The 19,398-nt window shown below is 48.6% G+C and carries 14 protein-coding genes; 4 read left to right on the top strand and 10 right to left on the bottom strand.

Annotated elements, in window-relative coordinates; all coding sequences use genetic code 11:
- The first annotated feature begins 13 nt into the window (after positions 1 to 13).
- The 4 genes from ntrC (at position 14) to PRUB_RS07440 (ending at position 2,596) form a co-directional block, all read left to right on the top strand.
- Positions 14 to 1,414: a nitrogen regulation protein NR(I) gene (gene ntrC / locus PRUB_RS07455; RefSeq protein ID WP_010386141.1), complete on the top strand. Its 1,401-nt coding sequence runs from the start codon at positions 14 to 16 to the stop codon at positions 1,412 to 1,414.
- Positions 1,415 to 1,522: 108 nt separating this feature from the next.
- A complete protein-coding gene (locus PRUB_RS07450) occupies positions 1,523 to 1,699 on the top strand; it encodes a hypothetical protein (RefSeq protein ID WP_155946308.1) in 177 nt (58 codons plus the stop codon).
- 115 nt (positions 1,700 to 1,814) lie between these two features.
- A complete protein-coding gene (locus PRUB_RS07445; protein WP_010386139.1) occupies positions 1,815 to 2,273 on the top strand; it encodes a cyclic nucleotide-binding domain-containing protein in 459 nt (152 codons plus the stop codon).
- A gap of 137 nt (positions 2,274 to 2,410) precedes the next feature.
- Positions 2,411 to 2,596: a hypothetical protein gene (locus PRUB_RS07440; protein ID WP_010386138.1), complete on the top strand. Its 186-nt coding sequence runs from the start codon at positions 2,411 to 2,413 to the stop codon at positions 2,594 to 2,596.
- Between the two features lie 44 nt (positions 2,597 to 2,640).
- Here PRUB_RS07440 and PRUB_RS07435 read toward each other — a convergent pair whose 3' ends face one another.
- The 10 genes from PRUB_RS07435 to PRUB_RS07390 all read right to left on the bottom strand — a co-directional run bounded on the left by PRUB_RS07435 (position 2,641) and on the right by PRUB_RS07390 (position 19,369).
- Positions 2,641 to 3,879: a cysteine desulfurase-like protein gene (locus PRUB_RS07435; protein WP_010386137.1), complete on the bottom strand. Its 1,239-nt coding sequence runs from the start codon at positions 3,877 to 3,879 to the stop codon at positions 2,641 to 2,643.
- A 9-nt stretch (positions 3,880 to 3,888) separates the two neighbouring features.
- Positions 3,889 to 4,521 (bottom strand): 2OG-Fe dioxygenase family protein, encoded by a 633-nt coding sequence (locus tag PRUB_RS07430; protein ID WP_010386136.1) that lies wholly within the window; start codon positions 4,519 to 4,521, stop codon positions 3,889 to 3,891.
- 252 nt (positions 4,522 to 4,773) lie between these two features.
- A complete protein-coding gene (locus PRUB_RS07425) occupies positions 4,774 to 9,084 on the bottom strand; it encodes a leucine-rich repeat domain-containing protein (protein ID WP_010386135.1) in 4,311 nt (1,436 codons plus the stop codon).
- Positions 9,085 to 9,201: 117 nt separating this feature from the next.
- The gene (locus PRUB_RS07420) at positions 9,202 to 10,182 is read right to left on the bottom strand and encodes a hypothetical protein (protein WP_010386134.1); all 981 of its coding nucleotides are present in this window, start codon (positions 10,180 to 10,182) and stop codon (positions 9,202 to 9,204) included.
- The gene (locus PRUB_RS07415) at positions 10,182 to 11,162 is read right to left on the bottom strand and encodes an autotransporter outer membrane beta-barrel domain-containing protein (RefSeq protein ID WP_010386133.1); all 981 of its coding nucleotides are present in this window, start codon (positions 11,160 to 11,162) and stop codon (positions 10,182 to 10,184) included. The genes PRUB_RS07420 and PRUB_RS07415 overlap by 1 nt, the downstream gene beginning before the upstream one ends.
- A 254-nt stretch (positions 11,163 to 11,416) precedes the next feature.
- Positions 11,417 to 14,014: a bifunctional aconitate hydratase 2/2-methylisocitrate dehydratase gene (gene acnB, locus PRUB_RS07410; RefSeq protein WP_010386132.1), complete on the bottom strand. Its 2,598-nt coding sequence runs from the start codon at positions 14,012 to 14,014 to the stop codon at positions 11,417 to 11,419.
- A 271-nt stretch (positions 14,015 to 14,285) separates the two neighbouring features.
- The gene (locus PRUB_RS07405) at positions 14,286 to 15,338 is read right to left on the bottom strand and encodes an OmpA family protein (RefSeq protein ID WP_040644876.1); all 1,053 of its coding nucleotides are present in this window, start codon (positions 15,336 to 15,338) and stop codon (positions 14,286 to 14,288) included.
- Between the two features lie 114 nt (positions 15,339 to 15,452).
- The gene (locus PRUB_RS07400; protein WP_010386129.1) at positions 15,453 to 17,240 is read right to left on the bottom strand and encodes an ABC transporter ATP-binding protein; all 1,788 of its coding nucleotides are present in this window, start codon (positions 17,238 to 17,240) and stop codon (positions 15,453 to 15,455) included.
- Positions 17,241 to 17,243: 3 nt separating this feature from the next.
- Positions 17,244 to 18,680 (bottom strand): protein adenylyltransferase SelO, encoded by a 1,437-nt coding sequence (locus PRUB_RS07395; RefSeq protein ID WP_010386128.1) that lies wholly within the window; start codon positions 18,678 to 18,680, stop codon positions 17,244 to 17,246.
- Positions 18,677 to 19,369, bottom strand: coding sequence for a DNA-3-methyladenine glycosylase I (locus PRUB_RS07390; protein ID WP_010386126.1), 693 nt, complete (start codon positions 19,367 to 19,369; stop codon positions 18,677 to 18,679). The genes PRUB_RS07395 and PRUB_RS07390 overlap by 4 nt, the downstream gene beginning before the upstream one ends.
- Positions 19,370 to 19,398 lie beyond the last annotated feature (29 nt).

Below are 19,398 nucleotides of genomic sequence, written 5' to 3'. Positions count from 1 at the left end.
GTGGGATCACACCATGAAAAATGTTTGGCTTGTCGATGATGATGCATCTATTCGCTTTGTGTTGGAAAAAGCGCTGGCGCGTGCAGACTTTCAAACAGAGAGTTTCTCTAATGGCCAGGATGTACTCACCGCGCTGACCTATGATCAACCCGCGGTATTGATCTCAGATGTCAGAATGCCCGGCATAGATGGTATGGCTTTGCTGGAAGAAATCGCTGAGCAACACCCCAACCTGCCAGTCATCATCATGACTGCCCATTCCGATCTGGATTCAGCGGTCAATGCCTTTCAAAAGGGGGCGTTTGAATATCTCGCCAAGCCATTTGATCTGGACGAAGCTGTCTCTCTGGTGGAGCGCGCTTATCAGGCCAGCTCACAAAATAACAAAGCGAAGCGCCCCAGCAACAATGCCAAACAGCCAGATATCATTGGTGAGGCGCCGGCCATGCAGGAGGTTTTTCGCGCCATTGGCAAACTCTCGGTCTCCAGCATGAGCGTGTTGATCAACGGAGAGTCGGGCACAGGTAAAGAACTGGTGGCAGGTGCTTTGCACAACCACAGTCCGCGCCGGGAGCAGCCGTTTATCGCACTGAATATGGCAGCCATTCCCAAAGACCTCGTTGAATCTGAACTCTTTGGCCACGAAAAAGGCGCCTTTACCGGTGCAGACAGCATACGCCGCGGACGATTTGAGCAGGCCAATGGTGGTACGCTGTTTCTGGATGAAATCGGCGACATGCCACTGGATGTGCAAACCCGCCTGCTCAGAGTGCTGGCAGATGGCGAATTTTATCGGGTGGGCGGCCATCACAGTGTTAAGGTCGACGTGCGGATCATTGCGGCCACCCATCAGGACCTGGAACGCCTGGTAGAACAGGGGGAGTTTCGTGAAGACTTATTCCACCGCCTGAATGTCGTGCGGCTTAAGCTGCCGCCGCTGCGTGAACGCCGTGAAGACATTGCCAAACTGAGCGAGAACTTTCTCGTGCGCAGTGCCAAAGAGTTAAAAGTGCCTTGCAAGATACTGACAACCGAAGCACTCAACGTTATGCAGGCATTTCACTGGCCAGGTAACGTGCGTCAGCTTGAAAACAGCTGTCGCTGGTTAACAGTGATGGCACCTGGTGATGTCATCAATGTCGCTGATCTGCCAGAAGAGCTAAACCAGCCAATCAAAACCACCGCAGTGGACACCATCGAAGGCGACTGGCTGGATGCCTTTCAAAACTGGTTGGAACAGGAACTCCATCAGGGCAAAGAAGACATCTGGCCTCAGGTACAGGCTCAGCTGGAAACCCGCCTGATCAAAACTGCGCTGGCCGTATGCCATGGTCACAAACAAGAAGCGGCACTGAAAATTGGCTGGGGCCGTAATACCCTGACCCGCAAATTGAAGGAACGAAACTTTACCTGAGGAAAGCGTCGTCTGTATGAAAAAACATCACTTGTTCCTAAAAGCTTGAACTCGTACTTTTAATAGGTGCACTTTGCACACTAAAACTACAACGTTTAAGGAACGACTATGAAAATCAGCTTACAGAAAAAATCGCTCAAACGCTTGAATAACAAAACCCCGTTAGCTCAGGAACTGACGCCACAAGCTGCAGGTGGTATGTATGCCAGCTCGCCGTACAACCCAGGATGTATGACCTATCAGGGACTAACTTGCCCAACTTCTCCCTATGATCCGGGATGCTAAATATGCACCTGACTGCCGAGCGACAGCCCGGCAGTTTCTGAACTGGCTTCTGCCTTGACCCCATTGTAAAAAGCAAGCACTATGCTGTCATAGTGATCCGAATTTGCTTTATACCATGAAACTACTGGAGCATATCCCACTGATCAAACAGTTGGAAATTCTCAACAGACTCACCTTTTTCAAAGAGTTTACCCTGTCCGAGCGCCAGGTGCTGCTCGAATCCTTTAGCCACCTGTATCTGGTCAGCAAAGACAGACATGCATTTCGGCGTTTTGACAAAGATAATCGACTGTACATTGTGCTCAGCGGAGAGCTGTCTATCTACAACCAGGATCAACATCATGCCATTGGCCGGGTTGGCCCCGGTGAATTCCTCGGCGAAGGCGCTTTTATTTCTCACCGGGAACGCAGTACCAGCGCACTGGCATGCAAAGACACCATCCTGCTGGCTATTACACCCGATGCACTGACACGCTTACCAAATGTGATCAGAGAAAAAATCAAAGATAAGATCATTGAAGGGATGAGCGCGCGGATCAGCCAGCTCAATCATTATATTGAAGACCATTTATAACTGGTGAGCCTGGTGCTGAGTGCCCTCGTTAATCTAAATTGCAGCGAGACCTTTCTGGTTAAAAAAATCTCAATTGTCAACTAAGAATCCCCGCGGATATGATGGACCTGTTCAAACCACACTATAAGGACAGCTCTATGAAACTGACTCTATCAAAGAAATCCATCAAGCGACTGAACCAGACACCACTGGACAACCAGCAGACTCACGGCGTTGCCGGCGGTAACAGCCTCGCACCGGTAACTTGCCCACATACACAACCCGCCTGGCACTGTATGAGCTATCTGGGTTGCATCAGTAACAAGCCTCAGTACGGCTGCTGATATCTGGTGCATAAAAAAGGCGCCCTCAGACGCCTTTTTTTGTACTACTGTGCCAGTAATACTTCGAAGTGTCCGAACAAAGTGTCCAGCTCTTCAATTGTGTTGTAGTGCATACAACCGATACGCACAACGCCACCGCTTTGCATCACACCCAGCTGCTCACATAAACCCTGCGCATAGAAGTTACCATCCCACACGCAAATATGCTGTTTACCCAGGTATTCAGACACAGTGCGCGGTGCAATGCCATCAAAGGTCAATGCAAACGTCGGGGTCCGCTCGGCAAGGCGCGCCGTATCTTCGATACCATACAAACGGATTTGCGGAAATGCCTGCAGACGTGACAAGAAGTGCTCACTTAACGCCATTTCATGGGCTTTAGTATTGGCAAAAGCCACTCCCAGACGTTCACGTCGCGGGGTATCTTCAGGTAATCCACTCAGCGAGGCAATATAGTCAATGGCAGCCACAACCCCAGCCAGCCCTTCAAAACTTTGAGTGCCTGTTTCCCAGCGGCCCGGAACCACGTCTTTTGCAGGTTCGACTTTGTACGGCGTAAAGCCAGCCAGATGGGCCATCTTTCCGTATACCACACCGACATGCGGCCCAAAGAACTTATAGACAGAGCACGCCAGGAAATCACAGTCCAGTGCCTGCACATCAATCAGCTCATGGGGTGCATAGTGCACGGCATCAACATATACCAGTGCACCAACCTGGTGCGCCAGTTCAACGATCTGTTTAATGTCATTGATAGAGCCAGTGGTATTAGACGCATAAGTCACTGCCACCAGCTTAGTTTTACTGTTAAGCAAACTACGGAAATGATCCATATCCAGCGTGCAATCAGCTTCATTCACCTTCACGGCATGCACACTCGCTCCTTTGTCCTCAGCGGCCTGACGCCATGATGAGACATTGGAGTAATGATCCGCATTGGTAACAATGACCTCATCACCGGCCTGCCAGTCGCGTGAAATCGCGCGACTAAAACTAAACGTCAGACTGGTCATGTTGGCACCAAAAACAATCTGCTCTTTGGCAGGCGCATTGAGCAAGTCCGCCACTGCCTGACGCGCATTGTCCATCAGCTCGACGGTTTTATCACTGGAGAAAAAGGCTCCGCCAAGGTTGGAGTTAAAGTAACCCAGATACGCAGACATGGCACTCAGCACAGACTGCGGCACTTGCGAGCCCCCTGGACCATCCAGGAAAATAGGGGAACGGCCTGCTACTTGTTGCATCAGGGCAGGAAACTGACGACGCACTTGATTCAGATTCATAATGGCCTCTTACGCGGTAAATACAAAACAGTCCAAATACCCGGTCTGCGTGGCATCCAGCTTGTTCATTGGCGTCGCGTTGTGCCAGACCTCACGGTCATTGACCAGGGCAAACAAGCCATCTTTGATCTCCATCTTAAAGCAAGGCTCAGCGTCTTTGTGCTCGTATACCAGCAACTCACCACCCGCGATGTTCTCATGCGAAACACCACAGACACACACATGGTCGAAACCATCCTGATGCACGCCTTCTGGTGCTGGCGGTGTATCACTCTCAATGGCTAGCATGCGGAACTGATGCACTTCAATATCACGCTCATCGCTGATACCTGTCATTGCTCTAAACTCATTCAGCAGGTGCTTAAAACCTTCACTGTGGATCAGGTCTGCTTCCAGATTTTCATAAACGCGCTCAATGTTACCCTGAAAGGTGTTGATTGAGTCGTCCTGCACAAAAGCTTTAGTCGGCTGTAGAGCCACCTCACCATTGGCAAATTTCAATACGGAATAACGGCGTTTACGGAATGCGCCGTCTGCATAAGGGTTATCTGGCAGACGGTTAAACGAAGGTTTAACGGCATCGATGTGTGTTTGTTGAATAAAACGAAGTTGTAGCAAATTCTGGTTGTTTACTGCGGTCATTTTGCTCTCGCCTAGGGATGACAATTTGGCGGAGATCTTAATCTATTTATAGGGGAATTGTGATTTTGAATCTGTTTATTTAGTCGGTTTAAAAGAATAATTAGCCTGTTTTTTGCAATTTTTTAAATCAAAAATACACAAGTCATAAGTTGACTGTGTACTGCATACAAAAACAGGACTTTGTGTGCAAAGTCCTGTTTTAGCGGTCAGTGCCGTGTCGGTTAAACCGCAAAGCACAACGCTGGCATAGAATTAAGGCTGAGGCACAAACTCCACCTCTAACACACAATCCCCTCGCAATGGGCCAAGCCGGTAAACTGTGTCCAGTAACTCACCCGGGCAACCGGTGGCGCTGCCAAGCTGATGACCGGGATCGGGTCTCAGGTCAAGGTCAAATTTTTGCCCTTCAGCCATTTCCACATAAAGCCTACCAGCCTGGCCATTACCAGTTACTTTTATCTGAGCACGCGACACCTGACCAAAACGCAAATTGCTGTAACCTTGCGCCTGCATGTTCGCCAGATAGGCCATAGTCTCATCACTAAGCGGATTGAGGGTAAAATCAAGTGTTGCACCTTTATCATAAATAGACTCAATGCCGGAAACGGTAGTTACTGCGCTTTGCTGCACATCGAGATAGTGCAAAGAGGGGGTATGACTGAGGTCTAACGCGGTAATTTTTGTATTAACGATATCAAGGTACTTAAGTTGCGGGTGAGCACTCAAATCTAAACTGGTCAACTTAGTCCCTTGCAGGACCAAGTCGGTTAGTTGTGTTTGTTCACTAAAGCTTATCTCAGTTAAGGAACTCCCTGTCAGATAGAAGCGCTTAAGCTGAGGCAATTCAGACAGGTCCAGCTGCTCTACCTCCCCATTGAACCAAGATAGTGCTTCCAAGTTGCTCAGCTGAGCCAAATCGATATCTGCCGCATCCAAATCTGCCGCACCAATCTGATTTATACCTAATTGAACTAAGGCATTAAAAGTTGTTTTATCTATCATATCCAGTAAGTTTGGACTCGATGATATATTCAGATATCGCAGTGGTACGCCTGGTGCCAGAGTCAGTGTCTGCCAATGGTTGTTGTTTCCAACATCCAATTCAATCAGCTGAGATTGCTGACTCAGGTCCAACTCAGTTAGCTGTGATAAATTGCCAACATCAAGCTCCTGAAGTTGTGGGTTCGCCGATAAATCGAGCTGCTCAACAGGATTCCCATTAATATCCAATATCCGCAGCTGAGGGTTATATGCTAAGTCAAGTTGTGCAAAGTCGTTGTGCCATGCATCCAACACTGACAATTCAGGCATGTTTGTCAGATCCAGAGTACTTAAGTGGTTGTTCGATATTAAAAGAGTCGTTAATTGCGGATGGTTACCTGTGGTGAGTTGGCTCAGCGGGTTGCTGCTTACACTTAAAGATTCCAGCTGACTTAGAGTTGAAATATCCAGTTCCGTTAACTGATTAACACTCAAATCTAATTCTCTTAATGCTGTAAAACGGCTCAGTTCCAGCGCTGTAATCTGAGCGTTGGTTAAGCCGCAATAATTTAAGGTAAGCTCCTCTATTCGCTCTGGATTTGAGAGCGTTAATTGAGCTAGCCCATTGCAGCCATGGAAGACTTTTAACACCCTTAATTGCGTAAGCTCAGACAAATCTAACTCAGTGACAGACAGATTCAACAGCTTAAGCGTCTCCAGATGGGTCAGATTAGCTAATCCAGTAACAGACCTAATCTCATCATGACTGCTGCAATCCAGAACGGTCACTTCTTCAATCGACGAGACGTTGAGCTCATCCACACACTGTGCCAGAACAGGATCTGTTATCCCAACTTGTTTAGCCAGACTGGGCCGCTCGACAAAGGCTACTGTTACCTCACAGGATCCCGTTACTTCGGGGATTTCGTACCACCTGCCGTCTAGCCAACCATTACAACCCTGGATGGTATCGATCATATAACCCACATCGGGTATAACGTTTAACCCTGTGCTGTGACCTTCTATGACTTGCTGAGAATCCGGATCAACATAGCCATTACCTGTAGCACTGACTGCCACCGTAAACATGGTGGGGCTGAAGAACCAAGTCTGGCGATCTGCCTCGTGACAGCCTGTTGCCGCTGCATACACACACACCACCATTTTGTGCGGATCGTAATGCAGCAGATCGACAAAATACGCCTCTTCGTCCTTCGTAAATGCCAGCTTGCCTGCTCTTAAGGCAACAGGATAAGTCACCCCCTGTAAAGAAAGCTGATACCCGGCCTCACCTTGGTTGGGTGCATCTGCGTTTTGTGGCGTAATACCGGTGCCAAATAACACTTCCTGCCAACCTTGCTCTGCGTCATGAACCCGAAGCTGCTGCTTGCGTTCGAGGTTTCTTTGGTAAAATTCGCGCTGCGCTATCGTATCGCTGTACTGGTAAACAAACAGGTTGGCTCTGGTGAAGAATAGCTCTCCCTTTGAGTTATAATTTTCAAAGGTTTGTATCACGTATCGCTCATTCCCTGACACAGCCACGAGTTGATATTTATACCGGGCGTCAAGTATACAATCGGGCTCATCTGACTGGCACCCTTCGTCTTGAGGCCAGCGCGTGGAACTATAGTAGTCTCGATACAGCTCACCGTCCTTGATATACCAAGTTGACTTATCTTGAGACAGATTAAAATGCGTCTTACCGGTATCAAACAGATCTATATCGAATTGTTCAGTTCTACCAATCAAGCCATGCCAGCGACCTGCAGCCGTCTCTTCAGTCAAAGCCAAATCGGGCTGTGCAACGATCATCAGACCAAATTCGGTATTTGGCCACTGTGGCACGCTGAGGTCCAAGCTCACAACCTGGTAGCCCGTATCCAGCTTCTTGGTGAACCAGAACGCAATTGAGCCCGTCACATCGCCTTCACGGTAGCTCACCGTTAAAGTGTTATCGGTTAATTGCCAGCTGAGTTCATCATCGGGGTCATCCAGCGCTATAACCTGCCCGTCAGCTTTAAACTCAAATCTTTGGGGTGCTGATTTCTGAGATTCTTCATCTGCGTCCCTCAAGTCCAGGTACCAAACCCCCAGCAACGACTCTGGCGTGACTTGTACCGTTTTCAATTTGTCGATCAGATTACTGGTGTAGCTGACTTGGTGCACCTGCGTGCCGGCATTATCACCTTCTATCACCGCCTGTCCCAACTCGTCGATATCGACGGTTCTGAACACGGCATTTTCTGCCAGTACCGTGAGCTTGATTACATCAACATACACCATATGCTTACTGTGCGTTGATGGATAGACAGAGTAGTCTCTGTGCCACTTTGTGGATACATGAAGCGGCTGCTTCAGCGCAATGGTTACGGTGTTTTGATCCTGCACCCAGCGGTCAATTTCGACCGTATTAATTGCCGAAACTGAGCCGCTCCCTGCCTCATTCAGACTGATGTGATAGGGTGGCAGATCTGCGTACTTCACCGATTGAACAATGAAATCCCCCTCAAGTGAGGTGTGAGGCGCAGCAATCAAATCATCATCCGACTTAATACTTTTCCTGGTCTGTGCAATCAGCTGCGGATCAGCCGCATTCAATTCATCTTCGAATGCCTGCGCGGTTTGCTCATCATCGATTAAATCCAGCGTGGTGTTAACGCCCTCTGGCAGATTATATTCGTCGTTGTCCACCACAATTTTAATCAAAGATGCGAGGGTAAGTTGCTCGTCAGCATCCACATTCAATAACGCCTGCTCCAACTGTGCATCCGATTCAATGGTTGTGCCGGTGCGTGTCATTAAGGCATATTCAGCGGTGGTTACATTGGTCACATTCACACCGAAGTGCTCACTTTTGTCCAAAATACCATCCTCACCCGCTTGCTGCTCCAACCGGGCAACCGAATGAAGTACCGATACAAATTCGACCTGACTTTGTGCATCAACCCCAGTTGCGGTTACCACCACCGGACGATCGGCCTCGCTCTCATCCACAATGAGCGTTGCGGTATACTGACCTTCGCTGGATGCGCTCACTTGCGCTTGTGCACTAGCGGCTTGCACCACAACCTGTGCATTGGCTATCGGCTTGTCCGTCACAACACCGGTCAGGGTCACTGAGTTAATTTTTCGCTTGATCAAAACCTCTTGGCTGGCGCTACTTGTAGCCCCTTTATCATCGCTCACCGTGACAGTAAATGTGACTGTAATATCCTGATTTATGTCCGGCACAGTGTAGCTGGGCGTGGCCGTATTGGTGGCAGTTTCTGTCAACTCTAAGGGCGCATTGTGTGTCCAGACATAACTTGCCACTGAACCGTCGGTATCACTTCCCTCGGCTGTCAGTGTAAATGCTGTGCGCTCTAGCTGATCCCCGGTCGCGTTAATACTGACTACCGGAGGCTGGTTTTCCGGTTCGGTGGGTGTTGGTGTTGGTGTTGGTTTAGGGTTTGTCTGTGTATCTGGCTGGGTGTCAAGGGATGTACTTGGTTTATCACTCCCGCCGCCACAACCGGCCAATGTAAAGGCCATGGCTGAAATAAGTGGCAAACACCGCCACCTCGCATTCATTGCAAACTTCATGTTTTTCCTTATTGAAAAAATACAGCTAATTTAAAGGCTTATATGCCTTTTATGTTATTTTTGTCATTATTTACCCGGCTGTCCCAGTGTATGCCGACAGCCTCTGGGTACACGGTATTAAAGCTTATTGTTAATCGCCTCCAACTGCTCGCTAAAACTCAGGTGACGCAGATCCCCTAAACCAGCCTTATTTGTCATTTCTAAGAGCTGTGCTTCCAGTGCCAGCAACGGGGCTTCAGCGCGCTTATCGTCAATGGCAGCCTGCCTGCGCAAATGCTCGGAAAAAAGCTGCCCCATTCTTTTTATCTGTAACTCAGCGAGTTTCACCTTCAGCCTGATGTCTTCATAAGCACGCACATTTTGGCGAATATAACTTTGCGCAGACTCCGTCGTGGCTTTTACGTCCTGATATACGGTAGGCAAAGTGTCGGCCTTATCTGAGTTTGCCAGCGTTCGTACATCACGCAGCACATTTCCCAGGAAAAAGTGCTCAGCAGCGTCCTGTTCCAGCGCATTAAGCTGAGACCGCATTTCAGGCAACGCTCCCTCAACCTCAATGCGTTTGCCAGCAACCAACATCTCTTTGAAGTCCTCATGGCGCGCCGCAAGTCGCGCATAACGGCGCTTAAACTGCTGCTCAGCTTCAAGTGTATCAAGTACCGCAAAATGAGCGCGGACGGGTTCCAGTACACTGACTATCGCTTGCTTAGCGCTCTGCGCTGCGGCAATCAAGCTGACAATTTCCTGACTTAGTGCCATCACATCATCAGCTTTGGTGTCCGAAGAAAACAGGGAGGCACTTTCTAATGACTCCGCGGGGTTTGCAGTGAGCTCTGCAAAGTCCTCTTGCAAAGATTGCCAGAGTTTATTCGCTTTTGACGTCCGTTCGCTGTCGTATTCCCCCAGCTCCGCCTGGACAGACAAATCTATTGCCTGTTGTGCCTCCTGATAGGCCGCTTCAGCTTTATGATAGGCAGCCTGGATCTGCTCCGGGGTTGCCTTATCACTGCTAACAATATTACTCACTGAATCCAGTGTCTTACACCCGCCTAATAAGGTTACTGCCAGTAATAAGGCGATACTGCTTTGTTTGTACATTAATAACTCCATTGGATCCCGGCTGACAGGGATATATTGGTATACTCTATGTCCGGGACAGTGCGACGACTGCCATCTGATTCAGAGATAGCATCACGTTCTTTGTAGGATACATCCAGCCCCGCCATCACAGCAATGCTTTCAAAAACCTGGTAGCGGACGCCAGCACGCCCCTGCACGCCCCAGCCGTTAAAAGTTTCACTGAGTGTTCTCTCAATAGTCCGGGTATTCTGTACGCGGGTATAAACAGGCAGTGTCACTTCGGCGTCTGCATACCAGCTAAACTTATTCGATGGCTCCTGCAGTTTACTATCATACCTCAACCCGGCGGCAGCAATAATGCTCAACTGATCTTCTGTGGTAGAAACCGCAGGCTGCAAATTGCCTGGCAAGCCTTCCAGGTCCCCCGTGCCAGTATTATTTTGCCCGGGCAAATTGAAACGCGCAACGGGATCGCCATCACCGCGCGGGGCAGACTGTAAGACCTGATCAAACTGACCCGCTCCTGGTTGCGCGAACCGAAAGTCCGAGCGAGTAAAGCTAGCGGTGAAGATCCGCCCGCCCATAGTGACTTGCAATGCGCGAGTCATGTTATAGGCAGCGCTCATCGCTATTTCATTCGACTTTAATTTGAAATCGTTATGCTGCACAGCGCCAAACTGGTGCGTTACCGAGCTATCGTTGGGATCCTGAAAATCATTGACATACCAGGTTTCTGTATCCAGACCCGGATATATGGTTGCAGCAGTCCCAATATACACACCCCAGTCGTCATTAATACCAGAGTAGGACAATTGCCTGATTGTGGGATTACGCACTTTTGCGTCCTGAGTCAGACGACCCAGCCCGCTCAAATCATTGAGCGCTTCGCTGTATTCAATAGATTCAAAACCAAGTCGGATTTCACTAAAAGAAGGGTTAGGTGCAGCCACAGCGCTGCCTGAAACCAGGCAACACGCCATCATAAGTGATTTATTCATAACGTTAGACCTTGCGCAGAGTAGACTGGAAAGTAACTCAAGGACCAACGCACCACTCCCTGGTTACAGATTCTTACATTATTGTACAATAATAAGCCACCTCGCCAGATAGTCAAGAAACTCACCTCGCCTGACAAGGCCTGAAAAACAGCTGGAACAGGATATAAAAGAAATCAAAAACAAGTAGTTGCTTTCCAACTTTAATATATCAGAGCCAGCATGAAGCTGGCTCTGGCTGGATACCAACGGGTGACTTAAACAGCTTGCTGAATAATCACATCATCCGCTTTTTTAGTGTACTGAGGCATTTTGTGGAAATTCAGATAGCGGTAGGTATCCGCTGCTGTAGCATTGATCCGCTCAGCATATTGTTGATACTCCGCCGGCGTAGGTAGCTTACCCAAGATTGCCGCAACCGCAGCAAGCTCTGCCGATGCCAGATAGACATTGGCACCGGTGCCTAACCGGTTAGGGAAATTACGTGTTGAAGTCGAGACCACCGTTGCTTTGTCCGCAACCCGGGCCTGGTTGCCCATACACAAAGAACATCCAGGCGTTTCGATACGCGCTCCGACGCGGCCGTAAATACCGTAATACCCCTCATCGGTCAGTTGATCTCTGTCCATCTTAGTCGGCGGCGCAACCCAAAGCTGTGTGGGTAGCCGGGCACCAAAATGGTCGAGCAGTTTACCTGCGGCCCTGAAATGACCAATGTTGGTCATACAAGAACCAATAAACACCTCATCAATTGTTTCACCGGTTACCTCAGACAACAGACGTGCATCATCCGGATCATTTGGCGCACACAGAATAGGCTCTTTAATTTCAGCCAAATCAATCTCAATGGTATGTGCATATTCTGCGTCAGCATCTGCCGTCATCAGCTCAGGAGCCGCCAACCATGCTTCCATCTTGGTGATACGGCGCTCTATGGTACGGACATCACCATACCCTTCGGAAATCATCCACTTCAGCATGACAATATTGGAATTCAGGTACTCTTCAATCGACTCCTGAGATAATTTAACCGTACAGCCCGCAGCCGAGCGCTCAGCCGATGCATCGGACAATTCAAATGCCTGCTCTACAGTCAGGTGCTCAACCCCTTCAATTTCAAGAATGCGGCCAGAGAACTCATTGATCTTGCCTTTCTTTTCAACCGTGAGTAAGCCTTGATTAATCGCATAGTAGGGGATCGCATGAACCAGGTCGCGCAACGTGATCCCGGGTTGCATCTTACCTTTAAACCTCACCAATACGGATTCTGGCATATCTAGCGGCATCACACCGGTTGCAGCTGCAAATGCCACAGCCCCCGATCCGGCCGGAAATGAAATCCCCAATGGGAAACGGGTATGGGAGTCACCGCCTGTCCCCACGGTATCTGGCAGCAACATGCGGTTCAGCCATGAGTGGATCACGCCATCGCCTGGACGCAGTGATACGCCACCACGATTCATGATGAAATCCGGCAGAGTATGGTGGGTATTCACATCAATAGGCTTAGGGTAAGCTGAGGTATGACAGAATGACTGCATCGTCAGATCAGCCGAAAAACCCAGACATGCCAGATCTTTCAATTCATCTCGAGTCATTGGCCCTGTGGTATCCTGCGAGCCCACAGTGGTCATTGTTGGCTCACAATACTGACCGGGACGCACCCCTGGCATATTACAGGCACGACCAACCATTTTTTGCGCCAATGTGAACCCTTTGCCTGAGTCCTCTACCAATTTAGGTTTACAGAAAATATCTTCCTGGTCCAATCCCAGCGCATGCCGAGCCTTGTCAGTCAGCCCACGTCCAATGATCAAAGGAATACGACCACCGGCGCGTACTTCATCCAGGATCACCTCTGACTTCAAACTAAATGTGGTGATCACTTCATCGCTGCCATGGCGCTTAACGACCCCTTCGTATGGGTAGATATCAATCTGATCACCCATGTTCAGATCATCAACTGGCAGCTCAATGGGTAAGGCACCCGAATCTTCCATTGTATTGAAGAAAATAGGCGCAATCTTACCACCGAGGCACACACCACCCACGCGCTTATTTGGCACAAACGGAATATCGTCACCCATAAACCATAGCACAGAGTTAGTCGCTGACTTACGTGAAGAACCGGTACCTACAACATCACCGACATAGGCCAATGGCAAACCTTTTTGTTTCAGCGCCTCTAATTGGGTGACCGGACCAATTTCACCCGCTCTGTCAGGCGTAATGCCATCGCGCTCATTTTTCAACATGGCCAGCGCATGCAGCGGAATATCGGGTCGTGACCAGGCGTCCGGTGCCGGAGACAGGTCATCCGTATTGGTTTCGCCCGTCACCTTAAAGACCGTCACAGAGATTTTATCTGCGACTGCTGGCTTTTCCAGGAACCAATCGGCGTTTGCCCAGGATTCAATGACCTGCTTAGCAAATGTATTACCTGCTTTGGCTTTTTCCTCAACATCATAGAAGGCATCAAACATGAGCAAGGTGTGTGATAAGCCTTTCACCGCTATTGGCGCTAATGCGGTGTCATCCAGCAACTCAATCATCGGCGCAATGTTGTAACCACCCAACATAGTGCCCAATAGCTCCGCGGCATAAGCTTTAGAGATAAGGGGAGAGGTCGCTTCGCCTTGTGTAATAGCCGCTAAAAAGCCCGCTTTCACGTAGGCTGCATCATCCACACCGGGTGGTACACGATTGATAAACAGATCCACGATGAACTCTTCTTCACCTGCTGGTGGCGTTTTCAATAACTCGATCAGTTCTGCGGTTTGCTGCGCATCCAGCGGCTTGGGAACAATCCCTTGCGCTGCGCGCTCCTCAACATGGTTACGATATTCTTGAAGCACAATAATGCCCTCTTGGTGACGTGAACAGGTAATTAATTTTTAGGGTTAAAAACCCTAATAAATTTGCTTATATGTAAAATATGATGATTTATTATAAGGTCTTAGAGTATAGATGAAAATCAAACCGCCACTTTGCCGCCTTATATTGACTATAAACTCTGTGAATATACTGAGTTAAAAACAATGTTTATATGAATGGCTTGAAGTAAGGAAAAGAGACAAAAAGGCCCGGACAATGCCGGGCCAGAGTAGAATAAAGAATAAACAAGGGTTAGCGCTTAACTTTGACACGCTCTACAGATTTCACTTTTGCCTCAACACGGCGGTTTTCAGCATGGGCTTGCGCGGAGTCATCGGTATTTTTCAGACGCTCTTCACCATATCCCACTGTTGTGATGCGCATCTCATCAATGCCTTTCTCAATAAGCTGCTTGGCAACTGCATCAGCACGCTTCTTAGATAACCATTTGTTGTAGTCAGCTTTACCCACAGCGGAAGTATGGCCTTCAAGTACCACGGTGGTTTCTGGGTGCTCCTTCAGGAAGCTTACAACAGCTTGAATATCATCAAGATACTGTTGTGACACACTTGAATTATTGTTCGGGAAACGCACCAACAGGCTGACAGTCACCTCTTTGTCTTCGTACAAAGTACACCCTTGTGCATCCACTGCATCACTCATTGGTGTATTGGCACATTGGTCATCCATATCATAAATGCCATCTTTGTCCGTATCGACAGGCGCTGCGACAACAGCCACTGGCTCGGGCTGCGGAGCTGGTGCTGGCTCAACAGGTTTACTGCTGCTCGCGCCGCCAAAGAAATAGTTAATACCAAGCTTTGCGCCCACATCGGTGTAACCCCGATCAATGCCCTGATAAATAGCCGTTTCAAAGTTAGCTGCAAAGTTGTCGCTGAAGTGATGACGATAACCCGCGCCCACATTGGCAAAGGTGTTATTGTCGAACACATCGATTGATTTCAGACCAAATAGTGCATAGAAAGGGCCGCCATTAAAGTGGTAAAGGCCATCAATGCCAATTCTATCACCGTCTGCAGAGTCGCTACGTAATCCAGACAAATCAAAGTCCATATCAGCATACTCAAGACGAGCACTCCAGTATTTGCTAAAGCGATAACCCAGCTCGGCACCCCACCCCATTGAATCATCAACGGTGACACCAGCTGCATCCCGGCTGTTTTCCCACTCAGCATTATAGTAGTCACCAAAGACGCCCAAATAAACGCCTTCTTGGTGGTCATCCGCATACGCACTGGTTGCCATCAAAGCTGTTACAACAACGCTTAGCATTCGTAGTTTCATCATCCTTCCCTCTCTAAAATAATAATAATGCAATCTGATATTTGCAGTAATAATAGTAGATGATGTCTTAATATTTACTTAACACAAATTAGGAATTTTTTGTTAATTTTACATTCAGCTCTGATGACCAAATAACACCCGGTACAATCCCTGCTCCGCAACCAGACTATGATGATCTCCCGCCTGACTCACGACGCCATCATCCAGCACATAAATCTGATCCGCCTGACGAATCGCGCTCAGTCGATGGGCAATGATCAGGGTCGTACGGCCTGACAAGAAAGTATTCAGATTACGGTGTATCTTGGCTTCAGTTTCCACATCCAGCGCAGACGTTGCTTCATCTAGCACCACCACTTTAGGATCCGCGGCAACCATACGGGCAATGGCCAGGCGTTGCTTTTGTCCGCCCGACAGTCTCACCCCATTGCGACCCACCACAGTATCGAGCTGTTCGGGCATGTCTGTGACAGTGTCTGCCAGTTCAGCCACCTTTAACGCATGCCATAACAGCTCATCATCACAGGCTTTACCCATGGCCAGATTTTCCCGAATGCTGGCATTAAATAGAATCGGCTGCTGTAGCACTGTCACAACATGCTCCCGAATGGCATGAAAACCAACCTCTTCGGCAGGCTCGTCATTTATCAAAATCTCGCCGGACTGCTTCTGATATAATCCCAGCAATAATTGCACAACAGTCGACTTACCACCCCCCGATACCGCAACTAACGCTGTTTTCTTACCGCTGGGCAAGCTCAAAGACACATCATTGAGTACCGGCAAGCCATCTTGATAGGCAAAACTAACATGACGAAAATCGATGCGGATCGTCGGTTGTTTGAATACCTCACTGTTAGCAGGCTGATGGGGCTCTGTACTGAATGCCAACACTTGATTCAGACGCTGAAGCGCAGCGGTCGCGCCATAATAAGCATACTGAATACTCAGTATTTCCTGCACAGGTCCCATCATAAACCACAAGTAGCCAAATACCGCGAATATCTGACCTACGGTTAAGTCAGAGAAAACCACCATCAGCATAGCGATGGCACGAAAGACTTCAAATCCCAACAAGAAAACGGTGAAGCTGAGACGATTGACTGCGTCTGTTTTCCACTGTGACTGTACAGAGTGGTAACGAAGCGATTTTGCCGCCCCTACAACCGTATCGAAATAACTTTGCTCGCGTCGCATTGCCTTGAGCTGAGCGATGGCGTCTAAAGTATCGACCAGTGCACTTTGAAATGCCTCAAACGCATTATTCTGACGCTTCTTCAAATCTTTAACGCGCTTCCCGAACTGCCGGGAAAAATAAATCACCGCAGGGTTGAGTGTCAGAATGATCAAGCCCAACAGCCAGTCGATCCATAACAGTACCGCAGCCGTCCCAACAATCGTCAAAATACCTATCAAGAAACGAGACAGGGTCTGGCTGATAAAAGCATCCAGCGTCTCTATATCTGTGATACATCGCGAACTGATCGCCGCGGCGCCCTGAGTTTCATATTCCTTGAGTTGCACCTTTGCCAAATGGCCAAGCAGTCTTTCCCGGATCCGATAAGAAATGTCCTTTCCAATGATAGTGAACTGACGTGATTGAGCAACACCCAGCACCAATGCCCCCAGGCGCATACACACCACAGCTATCAGGATAGAGATGATATAGCCCGTCGCTCCGTGCCACTGAGCAGGCAATACATGATTGAGGACCTCCACCGCTGTACCAGGGCGTGCCAATAACACTTCATCCACCAATAATGGCATCATGAGCGGAATGGGCACACTCACCAAAGCGGCACAAAAAGCAATCAGGTGTGCGTAAATCAAGGGGGTTTTATGTGTCAGGATCTGTCGCTTGATTTCCTGCCAGGTCAGTGCCTGGTTGCTCTGCTCATTCATAGCTTACGTACCACAAAACGTCTGGTAGGCTTGTTCATGTGCCATAGTCGCCAACCATTGAGCAGGATAGGCTTGATAGGTATATGGAGTCTTCAGCGCATTTAGCCAATCAGTAAACTCATCACTCTGGGTCCCTTCATTAAACTGGGCAATAAATCGCTCCACCAGATCATTGCGCGGTATAATAGCCGGATTCACAGATTGCATCAGTGCCAGTGCCTCAGCTGTATTGTGTCCGCTAATCCGCTTTCGCCACTTACTCACCCAGTCAGCTAATACTTCAGGTACAGGATAGGCCGGTAGTGGACTGGCATGTAGTGCGTTTGTCAGAGCAGCAAACGTATTGGTGTAATCCAGTTTATTTTGCTGCATCAGCGATAATAACTCACTCAGTAATGCCTGATCGGATTCCTCCCAGGTGCCTATCCCAAGCTTTTTAGACCACATTAACTGGTAGCCCTCATTAAAACTCTCAGCAAACTGGCTTAGAATATTTGAAAAGCGCTCCAGCGCCGCGTCTTTATCCTCAATCAACTCCATCAGAGACTCCGCCAGGCGCCCACAATTCCAACTGGCAATGTTAGGTTGCTGACCGAAGGCATAGCGTCCTTGACGATCAATAGAGCTAAACACGGTATCGAACGAAAAAGACTCCATCATCGCACAGGGGCCATAGTCAATCGTCTCACCATTGACTAGGGTGTTATCTGTATTCATAACCCCATGAATGAAGCCAACCTGCATCCATTTAAGTATCAGTGCACACTGGCGCTGACATACCTGCGCAAAGAAATCAAAGATACGTGCCTCACCACTGGACGTAATATCGCTAAAGTGTTCACGGATACATAACTCGACAAGCTTACTCATCGCCGAAACATCTTTATTCACTGCCATCAACTGAAAGGTGCCAACCCGGATATGGCTTCGGGCAATGCGACATACAACAGCGCCGGGCTCTGGCGTCTGTCGCATCACCTGTTGACCCGTGGACAAGACTGCCAGACAGTGTGTTGTTGGTACGCCCAAAGCTTGCATTGCATGGCTCATGATGTACTCCCGGACAGCCGGGCCCAGTGCACACAGGCCATCCCCCCCTCGCGAAAAGACTGTCGCGCCGGAGCCTTTAAGGTGCATGTCATAGCTGAGGCCATCTGCTGCGGCGATTGATGCAATTAGGTGTGCTCGTCCATCACCAAGTTGCGGATTAAAATGACCAAACTGATGGCCACAGTACGCCATTGCAACCGGCTGAATGTGCTCGACCTGAGACACACCCGCAAGGTAGTCACGTAGCGCTCGCTGATCGATCTCAAAGCCTAATTCGGATAACAATGCCTGATTCGTAAGTAGCAATTGAGCCTGCTCAAACTGATAAGGCTGCTGAGGGACCAGGTAAGTCTCTCCCAACTCGGTGTAGCGGGTAAAAAACTGGCTCATGATGACACTCCTAGCACGTTGTCACCCACACTATAAGCGACAAGCTGACTTAATTTTTGCAATGAATAACCACTTTGTCCACGTAACTCATTGAAGAAGGCTTGTGCAGAGCGCAGTGATTTTTGGCTATGCAAACCACCAGAGATCACCTCATGGGCGCGTAGATAAGCTTCTACATCGCGGCTCAGAATAAATGTATCTTTACCAACAGCCCTCAGCGCATAAGGGCCGGTGTTGCCCCCTAATCGACTCCCTTGCTTTTTGAGTAACAGCCATAATTCAATGATGTTGTCCTCTGGCCAATGAGCAACAAGCTTACTAAAAGTGCCGTGTTCTAATGCCAATTCATGGATCATCAGACAGTTATGAGCAATGCTTTGTACTTTTTTATAGTTACGTACAATGCGTTCATCCTGAGCACGCTGTTCAAACATCTCAGGCGACATATAAAGTAACTTCTCAATCGAAAAGTCCCAGAATACTTCTCGAAAGCCAGCCCACTTGGCGTTAATCACTGACCAATAAAAACCACTTTGAAATATTTTACGAGTGAACTCTTCCAGCCAGACATCATCGGGAAGCATTGCAAGTTGTGTTTTTGATACTGGCTCGCTGAGTAATGATTCCAGTATGTCCTTCGAACCTTTTCGCTCGCACGCTCGTTCATAAATATCTAAAAAACTTTCCACAGCTTAGCCTTTTACTTTTGATCAATGGG

This window comes from Pseudoalteromonas rubra (assembly GCF_000238295.3).
Classification (GTDB): Bacteria; Pseudomonadota; Gammaproteobacteria; order Enterobacterales; family Alteromonadaceae; genus Pseudoalteromonas; species Pseudoalteromonas rubra.
The sequence above is the reverse complement of the archived record's forward strand: the minus strand, read 5'-3'. Positions and strand labels throughout refer to the sequence as shown.